Here is a 19714-nt window from a genome sequence, read left to right on the forward strand (position 1 = left end):
CTAGTTCTTTCTAGGAAAGCGACGAAAAGATTTCATAAGGAGTGGATATCGCGGTCGTTTTTAACCGGTTTGGGAAGCAGTTATTGGTTCCCGCGATTGAAGCTCACTCACTTCCCAAAAAATTCAGAAGGCCTTCTGAAAACATTGTAGTAACCCCGGGCATGAAGCCCGCGGGACTACCAGGTTTTTGACTTTTAATTTTTTGAAAAATGTGGTATTTCATTTTAGCACTTTTATTTGGCAATCCTTCAAATACAGATACAAATCACCCTCAAGCATTATCCTCTGTGCAGGATGTGGACAATGAAGGAAATACTGGTCCTGTTCGTCCTGGTAAATAAGGATAAATAAATATCAGTTAAAATAAGGCAACACAAGGTTGCCTTATTTTGTTTTTAAGCGTCTGGTTGTTTTTCCAGTAAAATTTCGATAAATTCGAACAAAATAAGTTCTTTATTGAAACGCTTTAGCTTATACATACTTATTGTCTTTTTTTATTCCTGTCAACAAGCAGTTATTCAAAAGGAAATTCCTATTGATAATCCGGCTTATGATAAGGCATTCGAGTATCTCGAAATGGGGAAAGCAGATAGTTCTTTCTTCTATTTTAATGCGGCAAAACAGATCTTTTTGGAAAAAGGAGATAGTCTGCAAGTAGCCAAGTGTTTAATCAATATGGCGATTACCCAAAAGGAGCAGGGAGACTATTTTGGATCTCAGGAAACAGCATTGCAGGCTGTTCCTTTTCTGGATGAAAATAAACCTGAACATCATAGTTTTCTCAGTATGAATTTCAATGCTCTTGGACTTTCTACAGATGAACTTTATGATTATCCAAAGGCTATTCTCTTCTATGAATTAGCAATTAAATATTCTGACGATGCGCAAAATACACTGATCTACCGGAATAATTTAGCGAATGCCTATCTTTATAATAGGGATTATAAAAAAGCTCGTGAGATATATGATGGTATCATCGGTGGTACACATAAAAATGCGGTTGAATATGCGCGTGTGCTTTCCAATCTGACAAGAGTGAAATGGAAGCAGGATGCAACTTACCCTGCAATAAATGACTACCAAAAAGCATTAAAAATTAGGCAACAAGAGCATGATCTGCGTGGGCAAAATTCTAGTTTCCTGCATATAACAGAATATTATGAAGATCAAAAACCTGATTCAGCTTTGTTTTATGCTAAAAAACGTTATGATATTGCTAAAAAAATTGCTAGTCCAGACGATCAAATTAAAGCACTGAAAACATTGATTCAATTGAGCCCCAGTGACTCCTCAAAATATTATTTTAAAATTTATAATGTTCTGAACGATAGTATTCAGGAAGCACGTCTCGTTGCAAAAAATCAGTTTACTATGATTCGCTATGAGGTGGAAAAAAATAAGGCAGATAACTTGAGCCTGCAGAAGGATAATGCGGAGAAAGAATTCAATATCGTAAGGCAGCGCATTTGGACATTCTGCGTTTCCTTATTATGTGTTACGGTTATTGTAGGCGGTACTTTATGGTATAAGAGACGCAAAGAACGTATGCAGTTTGAGGCACAAAATAGAATCAAAGCCAATCAGCTCACTATCTCACGTAAGATTCACGATGTGGTAGCCAATGGCCTTTACCGCGTCATGACAGAAATCGAGAATAGGGAAGATATTGACAGGGAAGGGATCCTCGACCGCTTGGAAATGATGTATGAGAAATCTCGTGATATTTCTTACGAAACCGAAATAACGCCAGATGCGGAGCCGGATTGTCAGAAACAAATTGCTGAACTTTTGAAATCTTTTGTGACTGAAAATAGAAAGGTCATTATTGCCGGAAATGATGCTGAGCAATGGGAGGGGGTTACGGCACATATCAAGCATGAAGTTCATCATGTGCTACAGGAACTGATGGTTAATATGCGCAAGCATAGCCAAGCAACCGATGTGGTGATCCGTTTTGACTGGTCTCCTGGGCTATTGCGTATCTTTTACAGTGATAATGGTGTAGGAATGCCCGAATCGCAGGTAAAAGGTAATGGTCTTACCAGTACGGGAAACCGTATTTCTAATTTGGATGGTAAGATTACCTTTGTCAATAATGCAGGGAAAGGGCTAAAGGTTGAAGTGTCCATCCCTATTTTTTAAAAAGATCTTATTATATGTTTAAAAAAGTACTTATAGCCGAAGATCATGAAATTGCCAATATTTCGGTTCAGAAAACACTTCAGGAGCTGGGGATCCAGACAGCAAAATATGTCTATTATTGTGATGATGCATTTACCTGGGTTAAAAATGCACAGCGGGATGGTGAACCCTACGATCTGTTGATTACCGATCTGACTTTCGAAGAAGATCATAATCCGCAACGTTTATCGGGAGGTCTGGCACTTATTCAGGCAGTTAAAGAGATCCAATCCCAACTAAAGATCATTGTGTTATCAGCGGAAAGTCGGACTGCTGTTATTGATGAACTGTTTAAAAGCAGAGCCATTGATGGTTATGTGCGTAAAGCAAGACGCGATGCGCAATATCTGAAAGAGGCTTTACAGGCCGCACATCAGGATAAACTTTATCAGTCCCCTGAAATTAAACAGTCTATCCGGGAAAAGAATTCACATGAATTTACTACGCTCGATATTCATATCATTGCCCTACTGGCAAAAGGAATACTGCAGAAGGATATTCCACAACATCTGCAGCAACAACAGATAAAGCCATCAGGACTGAGCAGTGTCGAGAAAAGATTGAACCTGATGAAAGAAGTGCTAGAATTCTCCAAGAATGAACAGCTTATTGCTTATTCAAAAGATATCGGTTTAATTTAAATAAACCGATATTCTATCCTTGCCGAACCAGTTATACAGGGCTTCTGAATTTATATTCAGAAAGCGAATCCCTGTCTATTTAGCACGTACTTTTTATTATTGTAAAGAAGGTCTTAAGAGTTGAAACTGTAGCCCCAGACGGAAGACATTTAAACGGGTCGCATCTGATGAGGATGCGCCATCCATCTCCCCTTTATAGTTTTTAGTACCCCAGGCGTAACCCGCAAATACCGTATAACGGTTATAATTGACGTTGAACTGTAGGCGGGGTCTAAGATCCATTTTCATGAGATCCTTGCCTCTGTCTTTTTCAAATTCGGTTTCATTGCCTTTATTGTCTTCAATACTTCCTTTTTCTTTTATCTGAAGCGTGTTGGCGATATCAACGCCCAACTGCATATCCAAAGTAATAGGTTCAAATGAAAAACGATAGCCAATGAAAGGATTAAAATTTAAAAACTGCTGGTTCAGCTTGGTCATGCCTATGATGTTATTCGTGTTTTCTAAGCTTTGAAGATATATTTTAGTCTGTAAACGTTCAAATGCACCTTCTACACCCAGTAAGAAATTGTTGCTAAATACGTAGCGGTAGTTGATCGCTCCGCCCAGGTTAATACCATACTTTACTCCAAAAGGATTGTTGGTATAATAGTCCTGTGGGCTAGAACCGTTCAGGAATGATCTAGAATCGCTTCCTGGTCCTGTAAAATTGGAAGAACCTGAAGTAACACCTACCCGCAATTCATGTGATTGGGAAAATGCAAGAATCGGAATACTGCATGTGAATAAGCTTGCTAGAATGATTTTCTTCAACATAAATGGAATTTTTAAATTATTTCATAACAAAGAAACATTTGCTCCTTATATTATGTTTAAATTTAGGTAAATCATAGCAATAAACCCCATTAAGAATTTTATTTTAAATAAAAAATGGTTAACGTAGGACCTGTACGCTAACCATTTCTTAAAAATTACTAAGTAATCAATTTGTTTGCAGTCGATACAGCATTTTAGGGATAAACTGCATGCAACTGCAAACGTTGTAAATAAAAATTCGCACCTACCTTTAATGTGAATGATACAAAGTTAAAATTCCTAATAACGGGATTTTACGGTTTCCCGTAAAATTAAGATTTTATGACATTTCTGCATTATTTATTGTTTTTAAATCCAATAGGGCTATATTTTTTTTAAAAATATTTTTTAAAAATATGAATTCCACTATGCTTATTCATTTGGTAACATGCTCATTGGGGGAGGGAGGCTTGACTATGTTGCGATGATGAACCCGATTAAAATCAGTCCTAAACAGAAAAAGACACATCGTACGACGATGTGTCTTTTCTATATGCTTTGAAACTGCAGTCCTAATTCATTATAACGATGCGAATTTCATCCAGTCCGCATTTTCTTCATAATCCATTAATGGATCTGCTGTGTTGTTGCTATGTAACTGACCTGCAAACATAGCCAGATCCATCTTGATATGCTGACGTGTTATTTCGGTCATCTTATCGTTAAACCCTGCATTGTTGATCAACAATACATATTGATAACAAACAACGCGTGCGATCATTCTTCCCAAAGTCATCATTTCGCGTTGTTTTGGCTGATCTGGAAGATTGAAATTAAGAATTTCACTGAAGAATGGTGCTGCAAGTTCAGTCCCTTTATATTGTTTTAAGAATGCCAGAAGATTGTTTTCTTTGCTTTTGCGCATCAGTTTGGCAATTGCTTCAGCAATCTGTGTATATAACATTTCATTAGATCCTTCAAAAATCTGAAATGGTCTACTGTCTACAACACCTCTGCCGGCAATATGGTCTAAGCGGTAACCATTTGCTCCTGACAATTGCAAGCATATCTGTGATGCTTCCTGCATCAGATCTGTCACGAATGCTTTTACACTATTGGCATCTACACCATGACTAGATAAGTCATTGCTGATTGAGCTTACTGTGGTGCTGTATGCACACATTGCCGAACATAGGGTAAAGGCTGCCTGTAGACGTGATAACTGAAATTTAACGGAGTCCATTTCATTAAGGCGGATGCCTGTAACACGTCTTTCATGACAATGTTGCATCGCTTCATCCAGCATACGCTTGATAAAGCCCATACCCATACCCGGAAACTGCAGTCTGCTACGGTGCAGTGTATCCAGCATTAATTTTATCCCGGTACTTTCTGGAACCAATCGCTGTGCTGCGGGTACTTTGATGTCAATATTATTGATTCCATAAGGAATAGCATATAGACCAAGACTGTTGTAACGTCTTTCAACTTCAATTTTTTGTTCTGCGGCTGCGTCTTCCGTTAAAAAGAAATCAATATCACGGGTCAGATCGCCGTTTTCATTTCTCTTACGTGCAGTCACCAACCAGTAATCGGCAGCTCCTGTAAGACCTTGCCAATGTTTCTGGCCCTGTATGCTGTAATGATCTCCTACCTGCTCATAAGAAGTACGCATATTGAGCGCATCGCTGCCAAAGTCAGGCTCTGTGATCATCAACCCACCCATTGCCTGGTTTTCCAAAAACTGTTTGAATACTTTTTCCTGAACGGTGATATTACCATACTTCGCTAATGGTTCTAGAAAAAGGGCAATGTTGATTCCGAAAATAAGGGACAGCGATAACGATTCGTAAGAAGCGGCTGCTAGTACTCCCAAACACTCTTTAACATGTACTCCACGACCACCATGGCTTTCTGGAATAGCAACCGCAAGCGGTGTCATGTCCATGATTTTGCTTAAAAAATCAGGCGGTAAATCGCGCGATAGACTAAGGTTATTATAGTCATATTCCTGATTAAATAAGCTGGATAATCTTTCCTTAAATGAGGAAATGTAAATATCAAAATCTTGCGTCATGGTTGATTGTTCTAAAAAGTTAAGCATCTTAAAATGTAGGATTAAATGATGAACAATAACGAAGGGGTTTATGCAGATACCATTCTTGTTCAGTGTCTCCTAACTTTTCTGATGAGAAGTGAGTACTGAAGTAAGGTAACAAAAAACTTGTTGTCAAAAAATACATTTTTTTCTGGTTTAACATGAGTTTTATAAAAGTGATTGCATATTCACCATCGCTTTGTACAAAAATAAACCTAAAAACGCAATCTCTTTGTTTTATTTAGTATAAAGATTAGGACAAATCGTGCATGTGTGACGCGAAACTACCTCGCTTTATTTCGATAAGAGGTTGGTGACATGCCTACAATTTTCTTAAAGATGCGTGAGAAATAGGACGGATCGGAGAAATCCAATTCATAACATATGTCGGCAATGCTTTTTGTGGATTCGAATAGCAGGAGCTGGCTGTGCATAACCAGAACTTCCAGAATAAGTTCCTTTGATGATTTTTTAAAAACAGCGGAGACACATCTATTGAGATAATTGGGCGATACGGCTAATTTATCTGCATAAAAGCCGATTTCCTTCTGTTTCAGGTAATTTTTGTGCACAAGTTGTTTAAACATCATCGCAATCTCCTGACTGCGATTGAGCATGTTGTTAGTGTTGGAAAGCTTGATGATTTTTAATAGCGCTGATTTAAGCAAGCTTTCAAATAGTTCTTTATACGGAGATGCCGTATGCAACTCTTTGTAAAGCAATCTAAATAGCTGGTGCAGATCGTGATCATCTGCTGCAGAGAGATTGTGAAGCGGTGATATGGTGAAAATATTTAAAATTTCCTGCTCTCTGAAAATGGAGGTCATGGCTGCATCATTGACCAGAATACAATGTCCCTTGGCTGATTTATCAACCGATCTGATCACAGATATATTACCATAGTTGCTCATGAGGATCGCCGGCGCCTGAACCACGTATTCTTTGGGGCCGATCTGGTGTTTAAAATAGCCTTCGGTTATATGAACAAGTAAATTGTAACCCAAAAAAATAGGCGGTGTCGGAAATTTAATATAGGGCGCAATTTCGCTCAATCGAAATATTTTGACTGACGATTGCATGTATTTTAGATGTTCCAGACTGCCGGACATAAACCGTTCGACAAATTCGTTCGCATTTACTTGTTTTTCCATTCTTGATCCTAATATAATATTTCTGGTACTTACCGCCAAAGCTAAAAAGATGTTTCTTTTCTGTACCAAAGTTACGCATTGAAATGATAGCAATTTTATACTAATCTTGTGCCAATAATCACCTTTATACATCTTTCTCCATCATATTGAGACCGAGACTGCCTTAGCATGGCAATGTTTCTATACAGAAAAGGGCTATGTGTAAAACATAACCCTTTCTTTATTATTAGCCAATAGATTGCAGGATATGGTATTATTTTACTAATCCTGCTTTTTATTATTTGTAGATAGCAAATTCTTCCATCGGATTTCTTACTTTCTTCATTGGTGCTAACCAATCTTTTTCAGCATCACGGTAGCCCACGTACATTAATGATACGCTTTTTAAACCTAAGCTTGCTAAGTCAAGTACTTCATCTACAATCTGATTGTTAAAGCCTTCAGCAGGAGTAGTGTCAACACGCAATTCCGCTGCCTGTGCCAATGCCAGCCCTAAACCAATATAAGATTGTTTTGCGGTATGTACAAAATGCTGTTCTTCAGTCTGAGAAGCGTATAGCTTTTTGATCATATCTGTATAACTATTGAATCGTCCTTCAGGCAATTCACGCTCTTCTGTTGTACGGTTGTAGATGGTATCGATGCGTTCTTCGGTATACTTGTCCCATGCAGCAAATACCAATAAATGAGAACAGTCGCGCATACACTCTGGATTTAAAGCTCCAGCAACTAATCTTTCGCGTACTTCTTGACTTTCGACAACGATAATTCTAAAAGGTTGCAATCCTGAAGAAGTGGGCGCTAAACGTGCCGCTTCTACAATTTTTTCGATGTCTTCTTTACTTACTTTTTTTGTGGGATCGTATGCTTTTGTAGCATGGCGCCACTGTAAATCTTCAATTAATGCCATTGTTTTAATTTTAATGATATGTTGATAACGGAGCGTGCAATTTTGATATTAAAAGATTTGTTCTTTTAGGTGTTTTCAATTGTCAGATACTCCTGATATCAAGGTTATACTTCTGTTACTATTTTACTTTTTAATATTTTATTAGCAATGTTGCGCATACTTTCAATCTCTTCAGCACTGATCTCCAGTTCTTCTATTAACTTCTGCGGTATGCACTTGGCCTCTTTTTTCAGGTCTTTTCCAGCTGTTGTCAGGAAGATTTCGACAACCCGCTCATCAACCGTACTCCGTTTTCGCACGAGCAGATGTTTTTGTTCGAGACGTTTTAGTAACGGTGTCAGTGTACCGCTATCTAAAAACAGTTTATGACCGATCTGATTGACGGTCTGTTGGTCTTTTTCCCAAAGAACCATCAATACCAGGTACTGTGGATAGGTCAGTCCGATCTCATCGAGATGAGGGCGGTAGCGCTGAATGATTTCCCGGCTCAGTGCATAGAGGGGAAAACAGAGCTGATTGTCCAACTTTAAAAGATCTTTCATGTCAATTTTGTTTGCGGTACAAATATAAATATTATTTGCAATTAAGTTGTGTGCAATTTAAAAAATAGGGCTTTTTAATGTGTTTGTTGACAATGATATGGCATAGATGGGGATAGCAATATTCTTTATAAAGTTGTCTTGCTATCTTTTTTTAATAATTTTCCTGTTAGACTTGTGTCTTAAGAAAATATATAAAATACGGTGTGGTTGAATTAGGTTAGAATTAACTGAAATATGATCTAAATAAATTGTATTTATGATTACTGGTGGTAATTAATTGTTTTTAAGTATGTTGTGGTTTATTTGAAAATTTGCAAAACATTTTAACGAAGGCATTGGTTTAACTGAGAGTAAAGGATACTGATTACTTACTGTTGTCTTAGATTAGAGTCTTTATGAATAGACCAATTACTACTAAATACCGATTAGCAATATTAATGTCTTGTTGTTTACTGTTTGTGCAACCCCTTTGTGCGCAACTCATACGTTATGAGACAAAGGATTCGCTGAATGGGAAACCTAAAATGACTTCTTTCTTAATCGGCCGTTTGAAATTAAACGGAATCTACGATATCAAGGGTAACCTGCATGGCAACAGTTCTTTTTTAATCCACGAAAATGATGTTTATGGCCGTGATAGACCGGCATTCTGGGTTGACATGCGACAGAGTCAAATACGTTTTGCTTCCACGACGCAGCTGAAGAATGGCAAGGAGATCAGTGCGATGTTGGAAGGTGATTTCGAGGGGGGACCTAACCGGACTTCACTGTTCAGACTGCGCCATGCCTGGATTAAGTATGATCACTTTACTTTGGGACAGAATTGGTCCACCTTTGGAGATCCGGATCTGTGGCCGGCAAGTTTGCTGGACTGGGATGGTCCTACCGGGATGGTTCTGAGTCGCCGCATCCAATTGAATTATAAAAACAAATTTACGGAAAAGGGCGGTGCTGGTTATGAACTTGCGATAGAGCAAATGGAACCCCGCAGATTGTATGATTATACCATCAATACAGATCGTGGGGTAGATTATGCACCGCGACGAATTCCTGACGTCATCGGTGCACTGCGCTATGATTACGATGGAGGAAGCTTCTTGAAGGTAGCAGGGGTTTACCGCAATATTGCTTACGATTCGAAAGAAGTATTAACTGGGGATACGGACTACAGGTACAGGACAGCCAATGGCTGGGGGCTGACAGGGATGGCCAGTATTTTTTTTAATAAAAAATCAGGATTGGTCAACAACCTGCAGGCACAATGGAATATGGGTCGGGGTATCGCTGATTATTTTTTGGCTATCGGAGGTTCGGGACTGGATGGCTTCGCTCATGAAGAACAGCCCGGGCTGCTCAATTTATTGGATGTAACTGCGGGATTTATATCGTATCAGCGCTTTTGGACACCTAAATTCCATACGATGCTTATGACTTCCTATAATCATTTTTCGGGCGGAGAAAATACGCTAAGTCCTTGGAATAAAATGAATAATTATCAGTTTACCTTAAATCTTTCATACAATGTTCTAGAAAATCTGATGCTGGGATTAGAACCGCAGTTCGGTTATAAACAGCTGGAATTTGATGAAGGGCTTACAAAAGGGAAAAATGCAATGCGGATGAATTTTGGAATGCTATTTAATTTTTAACCAATCAAATTATAATACAATGAAAAGACTACTGATATCTCTAACCCTGCTGCTGTTTCTGCAGTTGGCCTATGGACAAAAGCCTAAGATCATCATATTGGCCACGGGTGGAACCATAGCTGGACAGGGGGCTTCGGCAAATCGTGCAGGGTATACTGCAGGAAAGATTCCGGTATCTGATTTGATCGGGAGTATTCCATCGATCAACGAAATCGCGGAGGTGAGCGGTGAACAGATTTCTTCTGTTGGCAGCCAGGATATGAGTTTGGATATCTGGAAAAAGTTAGCGGTTCGCATTAATGAGATTTTCAGTAAAAAGGAAGCCGACGGAATTGTGATTACACACGGTACTGATACGCAGGAGGAAACGGCTTATTTTCTGGATCTGGTGGTGGCTTACGATAGTCCTGTTGTTTTGACTGGCGCTATGCGTGCCTCTACCGCTATCAGTGCTGATGGCCCTAAGAATTTATTTGATGCCATAACCTTGGCGGCTGATGCGAAAAGCAAGGGCAGAGGGGTGCTGGTATCTTTTAATGAATCCATTTTTAGTTCAAGGGATGTGACCAAATTGAGTACGACAAAGGTCAATGCATTTGGTTCACCTAATAGTGGTGCAATCGGTCAGGTTTTTGACGGAAAAGTGGAATTCTACAAATCTTCAGACCGTCAGGTGAAACCTTTGGCTCCTTTTAAAATAGATGCTAATACGGTCTTCCCAAAGGTTGAAATTGCATACATGTATGCCGATGCTTCACCAGCTTACCTCAACCTGCTGGTAAAAGAAAAGGCCGCGGGTATTGTAATCGCGGGGGTAGGGAATGGGAATTTTTCGAAAGCTTTTACTGAACAGGTCAAACAGGCTGTAAAAACAGGCATCATGGTGTGTCGTGGAAGCAGATGTGTATCGGGTCGGGTCGTCGAAGATGGAGAAGTGAATGATGATGAATTAGGAACGTTGGTATCCGATGATCTAAATCCACAGAAAGCCCGGATACTGCTGATGCTGGGCTTGTTAAATACACATGATAAAGAAACATTGCAAGGTTATTTCTTGCGTTATTAATAGCATTATAAACGATTATCATTTTAAATAATTAAGATTATGACATCTTCTCGAATTGAACACGATTTTTTAGGTGAAAAAGAAATTAGCAACGACTGCTATTACGGTGTACAGACGTTACGCGCAAAGGAAAATTTTGATATTACTGGAATTCCGATCGGTAGTGAGCCTCTTTTTATAAAGGCATTTGGTTTTGTGAAAAAAGCGGCGGCATTGGCGAATAGGGATCTGGGTATTCTGGATGCAAAGAAAGCCGAAGCGATCGCGTATGCCTGCGACCGTTTGATCGCAGGTGAGTTTACGGATCAGTTTATCAGCGATCTGATTCAGGGCGGTGCTGGTACTTCTTGTAACATGAATGCCAATGAAGTGATTGCCAACCTGGGACTTGAATATCTGGGGCACCAAAAAGGAGAATATAAATATTTGCACCCGAATAACGATGTTAACTTGTCGCAGAGTACAAACGATGCTTATCCTTCTGCTTTTCGAATTGCAGTTTTTCTTAAAATTGGAGCTTTCTCCCACGCTTTGGAGGATCTGCAAGGCGCCTTTTTTAATAAAGGGAAGGAATTTGACGGCATTTTAAAAATGGGGCGTACGCAGTTGCAGGACGCTGTGCCGATGACTTTGGGACAGGAGTTTAATGCTTTTGCAACCACGCTGGGCGAAGATGTGCTGCGTATTCGGGAGGCTTCGCAGTTAATTACAGAGGTGAACATGGGAGCTACAGCAATCGGTACCGGCGTGAATGCGCCTGAGGGATATGCACAGTTATGTGTAAAATACCTAGCCGAAATAAGCCAGGTTCCTGTTACGCTTGCCGCCGATCTGATCGAGGCGACTTACGATACTGGAGCTTTGGTCCAGTTGAGCGGAACGCTGAAGCGTAATGCGATAAAATTGAGTAAGATCTGTAATGATCTTCGTCTGTTGAGCAGCGGCCCTCGTTGCGGTCTAAATGAAATAAATTTACCGGCTATGCAACCGGGTTCTTCGATTATGCCTGGAAAGGTTAATCCGGTTATTCCTGAGGTGGTGAACCAGACCTGTTTTTATGTTATCGGTGCGGATCTTACAATTACGATGGCGGCAGAAGCTGGTCAGTTGCAACTGAATGTAATGGAACCTGTCATTGGCATGGCTTTGTTTACTTCTTTGCAGTACCTGACCAAAGCTTGTGGTACCTTGAAAGATAAATGTATCGTTGGTATTACCGCAAATGTTGAACATAGTAAAAATCTGGTGATGCAGAGCATCGGGATCGTAACACAACTGAATCCGATCTTAGGATATGAAGAATCTGCCTCTATAGCAAAAGAAGCTTTAAAAACGGCTAAATCTATTCACGAAATTGTGGTCGTGGAGCGTAAATTGATTACGCAGGCGAAGTGGGATGAGATTTATTCGATCGAAAATTTGATTCATCCTAAATTTATATCGAAATGATATTTGTGCAATTTGTGATTCTGTTGGCGATGATCTTAATCGGATCACGTATGAAAGGAATCGGTCTGGGTGTCATGGGAATGATCGGACTGTTTATCTTTGTGCTGTTTTTTAAAATGACACCGGCGGATCCGCCCATATCGGTCTTACTGATTATCCTTGCTATTGTAACGACGGCGGCGACTCTTCAGGCCGCAGGTGGTTTGGATTATCTGGTGAGTATAGCGGAAGGTATAATCCGTAAGAATCCGAGTCAGATCACCTTTATTGCGCCATTTACGACCTATTTTCTTTGCTTGTTTGCAGGGACGGCTCATATTGTTTACTCGCTTTTGCCCATTATTGCAGAGGTTTCGGCTAAACAGCGTATTCGTCCGGAGAGACCACTTTCGGTATCGGTCATTGCTTCACATCTAGCCATTACGGGTAGCCCGATGAGTGCTGCAAGTGCCTCTTTAGTTGCGATACTGGCTTATTCTTCGGCTTCTATCGATATCATGAAAATCTGTATTCCGGCCGCGCTCTGTGGTATATTTGCCAGTATATTAGCTGTACGAAAGAAGGGATTGGAACTGGATAAAGATCCGATATTTCTGGAGAAAATGAAGGATCCAGAATTTGCGAGATCAATGGATCCTAGTCATATGGAAAATGGAACGACTCAATATAAACCAGCTCCTGGAGCTAAAATCGCAGTTGCCATATTTGGATTTGCAATTCTGCTGATTATATTTTTTGGCGCTTTTCCTGCTTTTGTTCCACATGTGGGTGGAGGTCCTAGTTTCAGTGTAAATGCGGATGGTACGATTAATCTGACTAGTTTGATCATCATGATCACCTTGTCGGCTTCAGCATTTATCATGCTGATAACAAAAACCTCTGCTGTAAAAGTCGCTAAGATGAGTTTATTTACATCGATGGCGACGGCTGTTGTTTCGGTGTTGGGTGTGGTATGGATGAGTGCTACGTTTATGCTGGCCAATGAGGCAGTTATTGAACATACTTTTAAGGATATTGTAACGGTATATCCCTGGACTTTTGCGATCGCTTTATTTTTGATGGGTGCTTTGACTTTTAGTCAGGCAGCGACAACAAGGACAATTATGCCAATGGGTTTGGCACTGGGTATTACAAGTCCACATTTATTAGCGATGTTTCCGGCTGTAAATGGTGATTTTCTGCTTCCTGGTTACCCGACATTGGTCGCTGCAATAGATTTTGATCGAACGGGAAGTACGAAAATTGGAAAATTTGTCGTTAACCATAGTTTTATGATTCCGGGTCTGGTTGCAATCGCCGTCACCATTTTTGTCGGTTTTATCTTAAGTGGTATACTGCTTTAGCTTGTGTAATCCGCAGGTTCTGAAAGTTTTGAGAGACATCCTTTCTTCAGCAAAGGATGTCTTCTTTTAAGGTTAATTTTGATATCTTTGATTGGTATCAATGCTCTATTGATGCGATATTAGAACCTAATAAATAATTGATCCATTTTAAAACGCTGGAATCTGTATGCCTTATTTTAAAAAATATTTTTACTGCTTTGTGCTTGCTTTCTTTTTTTTAGAAACGAATTTATACGCGCAACAGTTGGCTAGAACAGCCGATCGTCATAATTATACTTCCGGTGCCTTGATTCAGGAACGGCCTCAGGTGAAGTGGCGTTTTCAAACCGAAGGTCAGGTTTATTCTTCTCCCGTTTTATATGCCGACAAAATTATTATTGGATCCTGTGACAGTAATCTTTATGCTTTAAATAAAGCTGATGGAAGCGTATTCTGGAAATACAAGACAGGTGGGGAGGTAAGGGCTACTGTGGCGGTGGATCAACAGGTTGTTTATTTTTTAAGTGCTGATGGCTATTTTTATGCGCTAGATGTCCATACCGGAAAGCAATTGTGGAGATTTAAAACTGGCGGGGAAAGATCTTATGATAGCTGGGATTATTTTCATTCTTCGGCAGCTGTAGAATCGGGAATCGTGTATTTTGGATCTGGAGATGGACATATTTATGCGCTTGATGCCAAAAATGGAAAAGAAATCTGGAAATATAAAACAGCAGGTATTGTACATGCTTCGCCTACTGTGACAGCCCATGAAATCTTGATCGGTAGTTTTGATGGTTATTTTTACTGTTTAGAGAAAAATGGTGATTTACGCTGGAAATTTAAAACGGTTGGTGAGCATTATTTTCCGAAGGGAGAGGTGTAGTTTCATGCTGTTGCGGCGGACAGTTCTGTTTATTTTGGAGCCCGGGATTTTAATAGCTATGCTTTAAAAATTAAAGATGGTACTGGACATTGGGTTTACCATCAGCCCGGAAGCTGGATCAGTGTACCTAGTCTTGCTGGAAAACAGTTGCTGCTGACCATGTCGGATTCTTATAGTGTGCTCGCTTTGGATAAGGTTTATGGAGGGAAACTTTATGAACCACGGATTCCATTAAATACGTTTAGCAGTGCTTCGATCACAGATTCTGCTGCTTATTTTGGTGCATTGGATGGTGTGCTTTATAAGTTAGATCTTTCGAAAGGTACGGTTTCAAGTGTTTTTCAAACGGCATCCAGTAAACTAAACCGGTCAAATTTTTTTGATGAAAAAAATAATTTACGAACTGGACTGGATGAAAAATATGCACATGATATCCATAAATTGTTTACGGGATACCTGCAGATGGGCAGTATTTTTTCTACGGTCTGGATTGATGGTCAATCACTGTATTTTAACTCCGCAGATGGCGCTGTGTATGCGCTTGAATAGGCTTGTAAGGCATGTGATTTGTTTTTAGAGAAACTATTATGCTCCTTGTTTGTTTAAAAATTGCGAGCAATGATGTCTTGAAGGTTCTTGTTTGCTTTTATTATTGATTATAACAGAACAGGCATGGATATTTCTAAATTATTTGATTTAAGTGGTAAAACAGCTATTATTACAGGTGGAGCAGCGGGTATAGGTAGGGCTTGTTGTCAGATGCTGGCTGCTTATGGCGCGTATGTCGTGGTCGCTGATTATAACTTTTCTGCCGCGCAGCAAACAGCAGATGAAATTAATCAAGATGGTGGAAATGCATTGGCAATTGAATGCGATGTGACAAAAGATGAAGCGTTGGTTAACCTGGTTGATGCCGCCGTCTCCAAGTATGGAGGAATACATATTTTAGTAAATAATGTGGGTGGAGGTGGAGCAGGGAAAGAAAGTCCTGATCAGATCGCTGTTTCACAATTTGCCAAGGTATTTGAAATGAATGTTTTTAGTATGTGGCGGCTATGTCAATTGGTAGCGCCCCATATGAAATCTGCAGGTTATGGAAGTATAATCAACATGTCATCAATGGCTTCTATCAATACCAGTCCTGCAATTAGTGCTTACGCTTCTTCTAAGGCTGCGGTAAATCATATGACTAAAAATTTGGCCTTCGATTACGGACCGGAAATCCGCGTGAATGCGGTGGGTCCTGGAGCGGTTCGAACACATGCACTGAGTACAGTATTAACGCCGGAAATAGAACGCAGTATGCTGAAACATACGCCCTTGCAACGCTTGGGGGAGCCAGAAGATATTGCTGGTGCGGTGCTTTATTTTGCGGCTCCGATCTCTAGCTGGACAAGTGGACAGGTGTTATTTGTGAATGGAGGCGGAGTGCAGACCTTGGATTAGGGTTTCTGAATAATCATTTTTTTTATGTCATCTAAACTTTGGAGTACTGTTGCAATAGTTGCTGTTGTTTCGGGCAATTCTGTTGTATGGTAACTATGAAACTCCCATATTTCTAAAATTTCTTCAAGTGGAACGGTATACAAGTCGTAAATAGGATTTAAAGAACGACACTGTAACATTCCGTCTTGAAGCAGTGTGATGGCTTTGAATATAATATCCTGCCCCTTTAAGACGACAAGCGCGAGTGATTCGGGTTTTATTTGGCTCCAGTCTTCAATAAATTTTCCTGTTATATCCATATTTTGTGGAAAGGGCAGCATGGAGTCTCCAACTACAGGAAAGGTACGATAGGTTCGGTGCTTAGAAAGATTGGGGATATGATATTTTGGTAGCTCTGAAATATAGTCCGGATCAGCATACCCTCCAGATACATAGCCAGCTCGTCCTTTTATGGGCACATAATCAACATGTTCCTGATCGGATTTGTCAACACTGATCGCCAGAACTCTAAGATTTCCGCCTTTGATATAAATATCGTTCCCAGCTTCCAGATCTCGAATCTTTAACTCACCTAGCTTACTGATGTCAACGGTCATTAAGGTATCTAAACTGATCTTAAAATAATTGGAGATGGATAACATAAAATGTGGTTCCATGGCTTTTGTTTTGCCAATTTCAATCAATGCAAGTTTTACCCGTGTTACATTGATGGCTTCGGAGAGCACTGCCTGACTGACTTTTTTACGCTCCCGGAGGAACTTTAGGTTATTGGTAAAAAATATTTTTGGTTCTTTATTTTCCATTTGCTATTATTAGAAACATTGAATTGTTTCTATTGGAAACAAATGTAGTGTAATATATTGATTATTTGTAGGGCATTATCGTGACAGCTGACGATTTGGATTTATTTTTGTAAATAGAAAATTATGGAAAGTTGATCGGAAGAACGTTAGTTAGTTCCTGTAAGATATAGAATAATGAGTTGCAAACTTTGTTAAATTGATTGAGGTGAACAAGTTGAAAAACATAACGTATGCCATCGTGGATATTGAAACTACGGGTGGAAATGCCCGGGGCAGCCGTATGACAGAAATTGCGATTGTGATTCATGACGGAGAGAAAGTCATTGATCGATGGGAATCGTTGATTAATCCGGAACAGCATATTCCATTGGCTATTTTTGCACTGACGGGAATTGATAACGAGCTGGTGGCAGATGCGCCTGTATTTGGTGATATTGCGCAAAAGGTTTTCGATATGCTGGATGGGCGTATTTTTGTTGCTCATAATGTCAACTTTGATTATTCATTTATTCGTCATCAACTGGAAGAACAGGGGTATAGATGGACGGCACGAAAACTATGTACAGTACGACTGAGCCGTAAAATAAAACCGGGTTTTCGATCTTACAGTTTAGGAAAGCTTTGCGACAGTTTAGCCATTCCTATTTCAAATCGCCATCGTGCCGGAGGAGATGCAGAAGCTACCGCGATTTTGTTTTCTTCTTTACTGCAGTGGGATACGGAAGGTGTGCTGGATGATATGCTGAAGAAAGCTGCTCCGGATCAACGACTCCCGCCTAATTTGGCACCGGAGGATTTTGAAGCCTTATCGCAGCATCCGGGCGTCTATTATTTTATGAACCAGTACGGGAAGGTTATCTATGTTGGAAAAGCCATAAATCTGAAGAAGCGTGTTGCATCTCATTTTACAGGGCACAATATCAATAAACAAAGACAGCATTTTTTAAAAGAGATCTATCATATCACATTTGAGGTGTGCGCGACGGAACTCATGGCGCTATTACTGGAATGTACAGAAATAAAGAAGTTATGGCCAGCTTATAATCGTGCATTGAAACGTTTTGAGCCTAAATTTGGTTTGTTTAAATATGAAGCACAGAACGGCTATCTATATCTTGCGGTCGGTAAATTGAAAAAGCACTGCCAGTGCATTCAGGTTTTTAATCTGGAATATGATGGGGTACAGGTCTTGCGGCAGTTGATGGTCAACTTTGAGCTCGATCATCGTATGTGTACATTTGGTGCTACGGAAATACCTTATGCAAGCAGAGGCTGTGCTGATCAACCGGAATTACCGGAAGTTGAAAAACATAATGCGCAAGTAGAACTGGCTGTAGATCATCTCCTGGAACAGCAACCAACTTTTGTAATTGTTGATAAAGGAAGAACGCCGGAGGAGAAAAGTTATGTCTGGGTAGAGCAAGGGAATTTTTATGCCATGGGTTATCTGGATGAATATACGCAATTGGAGTCGATGGAAGATATCCGATCTAGTTTACAGCGATATCCCGGTAATCATTATATGATGCAACTGATCAATGCGTACATCGCAAAGTATCCGAGAAAGGTAACTTATGTGAACGATTGTCAGAAAGCTGTCGTATTACCTGAATTAACTGGAGATTCGGATGAAGAATCTTTGATCTTGTTTTAAGTATCCTTATTATTGATTTAAAATAAAAAATAAACGAATGGAGTTTATACTTTCAAAAATAAATATTGTTGTTTTCTTGTTTCTTGCCGCGATGCATCTGTATTGGGTATGCAATGGGCAGTTAGGAATTGCGGCCACTATCCCAACAAAGTTGAATGGGAAAAGAGTTTTTACCCCCAGTCGGTTTGGAACCTTTATCGTCGCTATTGGGTTGTTTCTGTTTGCGGTGCTCAATATGGTTTTTGATGGCCTTGTTCAGGTACCAATAGCACCCTCCTATGTTGTTTATGGTATGTGGATTATTGCTGCAATATTTCTACTTCGATTTATAGGGGATTTTAAATATGTTGGAATAACTAAGAGATTTCGGAAATCTGTCTTTGCTCAGAAAGATACTTATTTCTTTAGTCCTTTATGCTTATTTCTGTTTGTTTCTCATGTTGTGCTCGTCATTGACTAGTACATGCTAGAAGTATTTGATGTAGGGGATTCAATATTTGAGTAATAGGGTTTGAGGATACTTTTGCAACGATATAAGTAGGGTGTCTGTTAGAATAGGTGTAGTCATTTTTATAAGATGAAAGCGGATATTAAAATTAAAATCGCATCTGGAGCGGATTTGGAAGGAATACTTGCGTTACAATTTGAAAACCAGCCTGCACAAGGTGGTACATTGTCAGGTGAACTTGGGCGGGAGCAAATTGTAGCCATGATGCAAGATATGCCTCAAGTAGTGGCTATCTCTGACGATCAAGTTGTTGGATATTTATTATCTACATCTAAAATGGTTTATAAAAAGCATCCTGTACCGATTCTTGATGCTATGTTTAGTGCTTACAGTGGCGCTTTAGATTCGTACGTGTATGGTCCAATTTGTGTAAATAAGGATCAGCGCGGAAAAGGGGTGGCACAATTGATGTTCAGCGAACTTATAAAGCAGGTGCCAAATCGAGAAGGGATTTTATTTATTAGAAAAGACAACATACCATCTTTACGTGCTCATGAAAAAATAGGTATTGCAAAAGTTGGCAGTTTTGTATTTAGGGATACCGTTTTTGACGTACTTGCTTATTTGCCTGCAGCAGATAAGGGTAACAAATAGAAGCTTAAGCTCAAAATAG

18 protein-coding genes and 1 pseudogene are annotated in these 19714 nt (G+C 39.7%); 13 read left to right on the forward strand and 6 right to left on the reverse strand.

The annotated features are described in order from the left end of the window. Positions 1–209: 209 nt before the first annotated feature. The 3 genes from WH188_RS08735 to WH188_RS08745 all read left to right on the forward strand — a co-directional run bounded on the left by WH188_RS08735 (position 210) and on the right by WH188_RS08745 (position 2822). Positions 210–341 carry a hypothetical protein gene (locus tag WH188_RS08735; protein ID WP_021188240.1) on the forward strand — a complete coding sequence of 44 codons (132 nt, stop codon included), beginning with the start codon at positions 210–212 and terminating at the stop codon, positions 339–341. Positions 342–456: 115 nt separating this feature from the next. After that, positions 457–2142 carry a tetratricopeptide repeat-containing sensor histidine kinase gene (locus WH188_RS08740; protein WP_168127305.1) on the forward strand — a complete coding sequence of 562 codons (1686 nt, stop codon included), beginning with the start codon at positions 457–459 and terminating at the stop codon, positions 2140–2142. A 14-nt stretch (positions 2143–2156) separates the two neighbouring features. Beyond that, positions 2157–2822 (forward strand): response regulator, encoded by a 666-nt coding sequence (locus tag WH188_RS08745; protein ID WP_021188241.1) that lies wholly within the window; start codon positions 2157–2159, stop codon positions 2820–2822. A 96-nt stretch (positions 2823–2918) separates the two neighbouring features. On the opposite strand, the gene WH188_RS08750 is transcribed toward WH188_RS08745, so the two are convergent. From WH188_RS08750 to WH188_RS08770, 5 genes are all read right to left on the reverse strand, one after another. Further along, entirely contained in the window at positions 2919–3638 is a 720-nt protein-coding gene (locus WH188_RS08750) for an outer membrane beta-barrel protein (protein ID WP_021188242.1), read from the reverse strand. A 559-nt stretch (positions 3639–4197) separates the two neighbouring features. Then, complete coding sequence (locus WH188_RS08755) at positions 4198–5721, reverse strand: acyl-CoA dehydrogenase family protein (protein ID WP_339423858.1); 1524 nt, start codon at positions 5719–5721, stop codon at positions 4198–4200. Positions 5722–5999: 278 nt separating this feature from the next. Further along, entirely contained in the window at positions 6000–6866 is an 867-nt protein-coding gene (locus tag WH188_RS08760; protein ID WP_183911782.1) for a helix-turn-helix domain-containing protein, read from the reverse strand. 277 nt (positions 6867–7143) lie between these two features. Continuing rightward, positions 7144–7776 carry an NAD(P)H-dependent oxidoreductase gene (locus WH188_RS08765; RefSeq protein WP_132846078.1) on the reverse strand — a complete coding sequence of 211 codons (633 nt, stop codon included), beginning with the start codon at positions 7774–7776 and terminating at the stop codon, positions 7144–7146. A gap of 104 nt (positions 7777–7880) precedes the next feature. After that, entirely contained in the window at positions 7881–8318 is a 438-nt protein-coding gene (locus tag WH188_RS08770) for a MarR family winged helix-turn-helix transcriptional regulator (RefSeq protein ID WP_168127309.1), read from the reverse strand. 395 nt (positions 8319–8713) lie between these two features. On the opposite strand from WH188_RS08770, the gene WH188_RS08775 reads away from it, so the two are divergent. The 7 genes and pseudogenes from WH188_RS08775 (at position 8714) to WH188_RS08805 (ending at position 16136) form a co-directional block, all read left to right on the forward strand. Then, positions 8714–9967, forward strand: coding sequence for a hypothetical protein (locus tag WH188_RS08775; RefSeq protein WP_339423859.1), 1254 nt, complete (start codon positions 8714–8716; stop codon positions 9965–9967). Positions 9968–9986: 19 nt separating this feature from the next. Further along, the gene (locus WH188_RS08780) at positions 9987–11033 is read left to right on the forward strand and encodes a type II asparaginase (RefSeq protein WP_132846082.1); all 1047 of its coding nucleotides are present in this window, start codon (positions 9987–9989) and stop codon (positions 11031–11033) included. 39 nt (positions 11034–11072) lie between these two features. Further along, entirely contained in the window at positions 11073–12482 is a 1410-nt protein-coding gene (gene aspA, locus WH188_RS08785; protein ID WP_339423860.1) for an aspartate ammonia-lyase, read from the forward strand. Next, positions 12479–13825 (forward strand): anaerobic C4-dicarboxylate transporter, encoded by a 1347-nt coding sequence (locus WH188_RS08790; RefSeq protein WP_339423861.1) that lies wholly within the window; start codon positions 12479–12481, stop codon positions 13823–13825. Before aspA ends, WH188_RS08790 begins: the two co-directional genes overlap by 4 nt. 166 nt (positions 13826–13991) lie before the next feature. After that, complete coding sequence (locus WH188_RS08795; protein ID WP_339423862.1) at positions 13992–14690, forward strand: PQQ-binding-like beta-propeller repeat protein; 699 nt, start codon at positions 13992–13994, stop codon at positions 14688–14690. An 18-nt stretch (positions 14691–14708) separates the two neighbouring features. Further along, positions 14709–15239 (forward strand): annotated as a pseudogene (locus WH188_RS08800) (hypothetical protein); the annotation flags it as partial. Positions 15240–15362: 123 nt separating this feature from the next. Then, the gene (locus WH188_RS08805; RefSeq protein ID WP_339423863.1) at positions 15363–16136 is read left to right on the forward strand and encodes a glucose 1-dehydrogenase; all 774 of its coding nucleotides are present in this window, start codon (positions 15363–15365) and stop codon (positions 16134–16136) included. On the opposite strand, the gene WH188_RS08810 is transcribed toward WH188_RS08805, so the two are convergent. After that, complete coding sequence (locus WH188_RS08810) at positions 16133–16939, reverse strand: XRE family transcriptional regulator (protein WP_339423864.1); 807 nt, start codon at positions 16937–16939, stop codon at positions 16133–16135. The genes WH188_RS08805 and WH188_RS08810 overlap by 4 nt on opposite strands. Before the next feature lie 205 nt (positions 16940–17144). On the opposite strand from WH188_RS08810, the gene WH188_RS08815 reads away from it, so the two are divergent. The 3 genes from WH188_RS08815 to WH188_RS08825 all read left to right on the forward strand — a co-directional run bounded on the left by WH188_RS08815 (position 17145) and on the right by WH188_RS08825 (position 19695). Then, entirely contained in the window at positions 17145–18593 is a 1449-nt protein-coding gene (locus tag WH188_RS08815) for an exonuclease domain-containing protein (protein WP_339423865.1), read from the forward strand. A gap of 37 nt (positions 18594–18630) precedes the next feature. After that, positions 18631–19053, forward strand: coding sequence for a DUF3995 domain-containing protein (locus WH188_RS08820; RefSeq protein WP_339423866.1), 423 nt, complete (start codon positions 18631–18633; stop codon positions 19051–19053). A gap of 117 nt (positions 19054–19170) precedes the next feature. Next, positions 19171–19695, forward strand: a complete 525-nt coding sequence (locus WH188_RS08825) for a GNAT family N-acetyltransferase (protein ID WP_339423867.1) — start codon at positions 19171–19173, stop codon at positions 19693–19695. Positions 19696–19714 lie beyond the last annotated feature (19 nt).

Source organism: Sphingobacterium sp. MYb388, assembly GCF_037479535.1.
GTDB lineage: Bacteria > Bacteroidota > Bacteroidia > Sphingobacteriales > Sphingobacteriaceae > Sphingobacterium > Sphingobacterium anhuiense.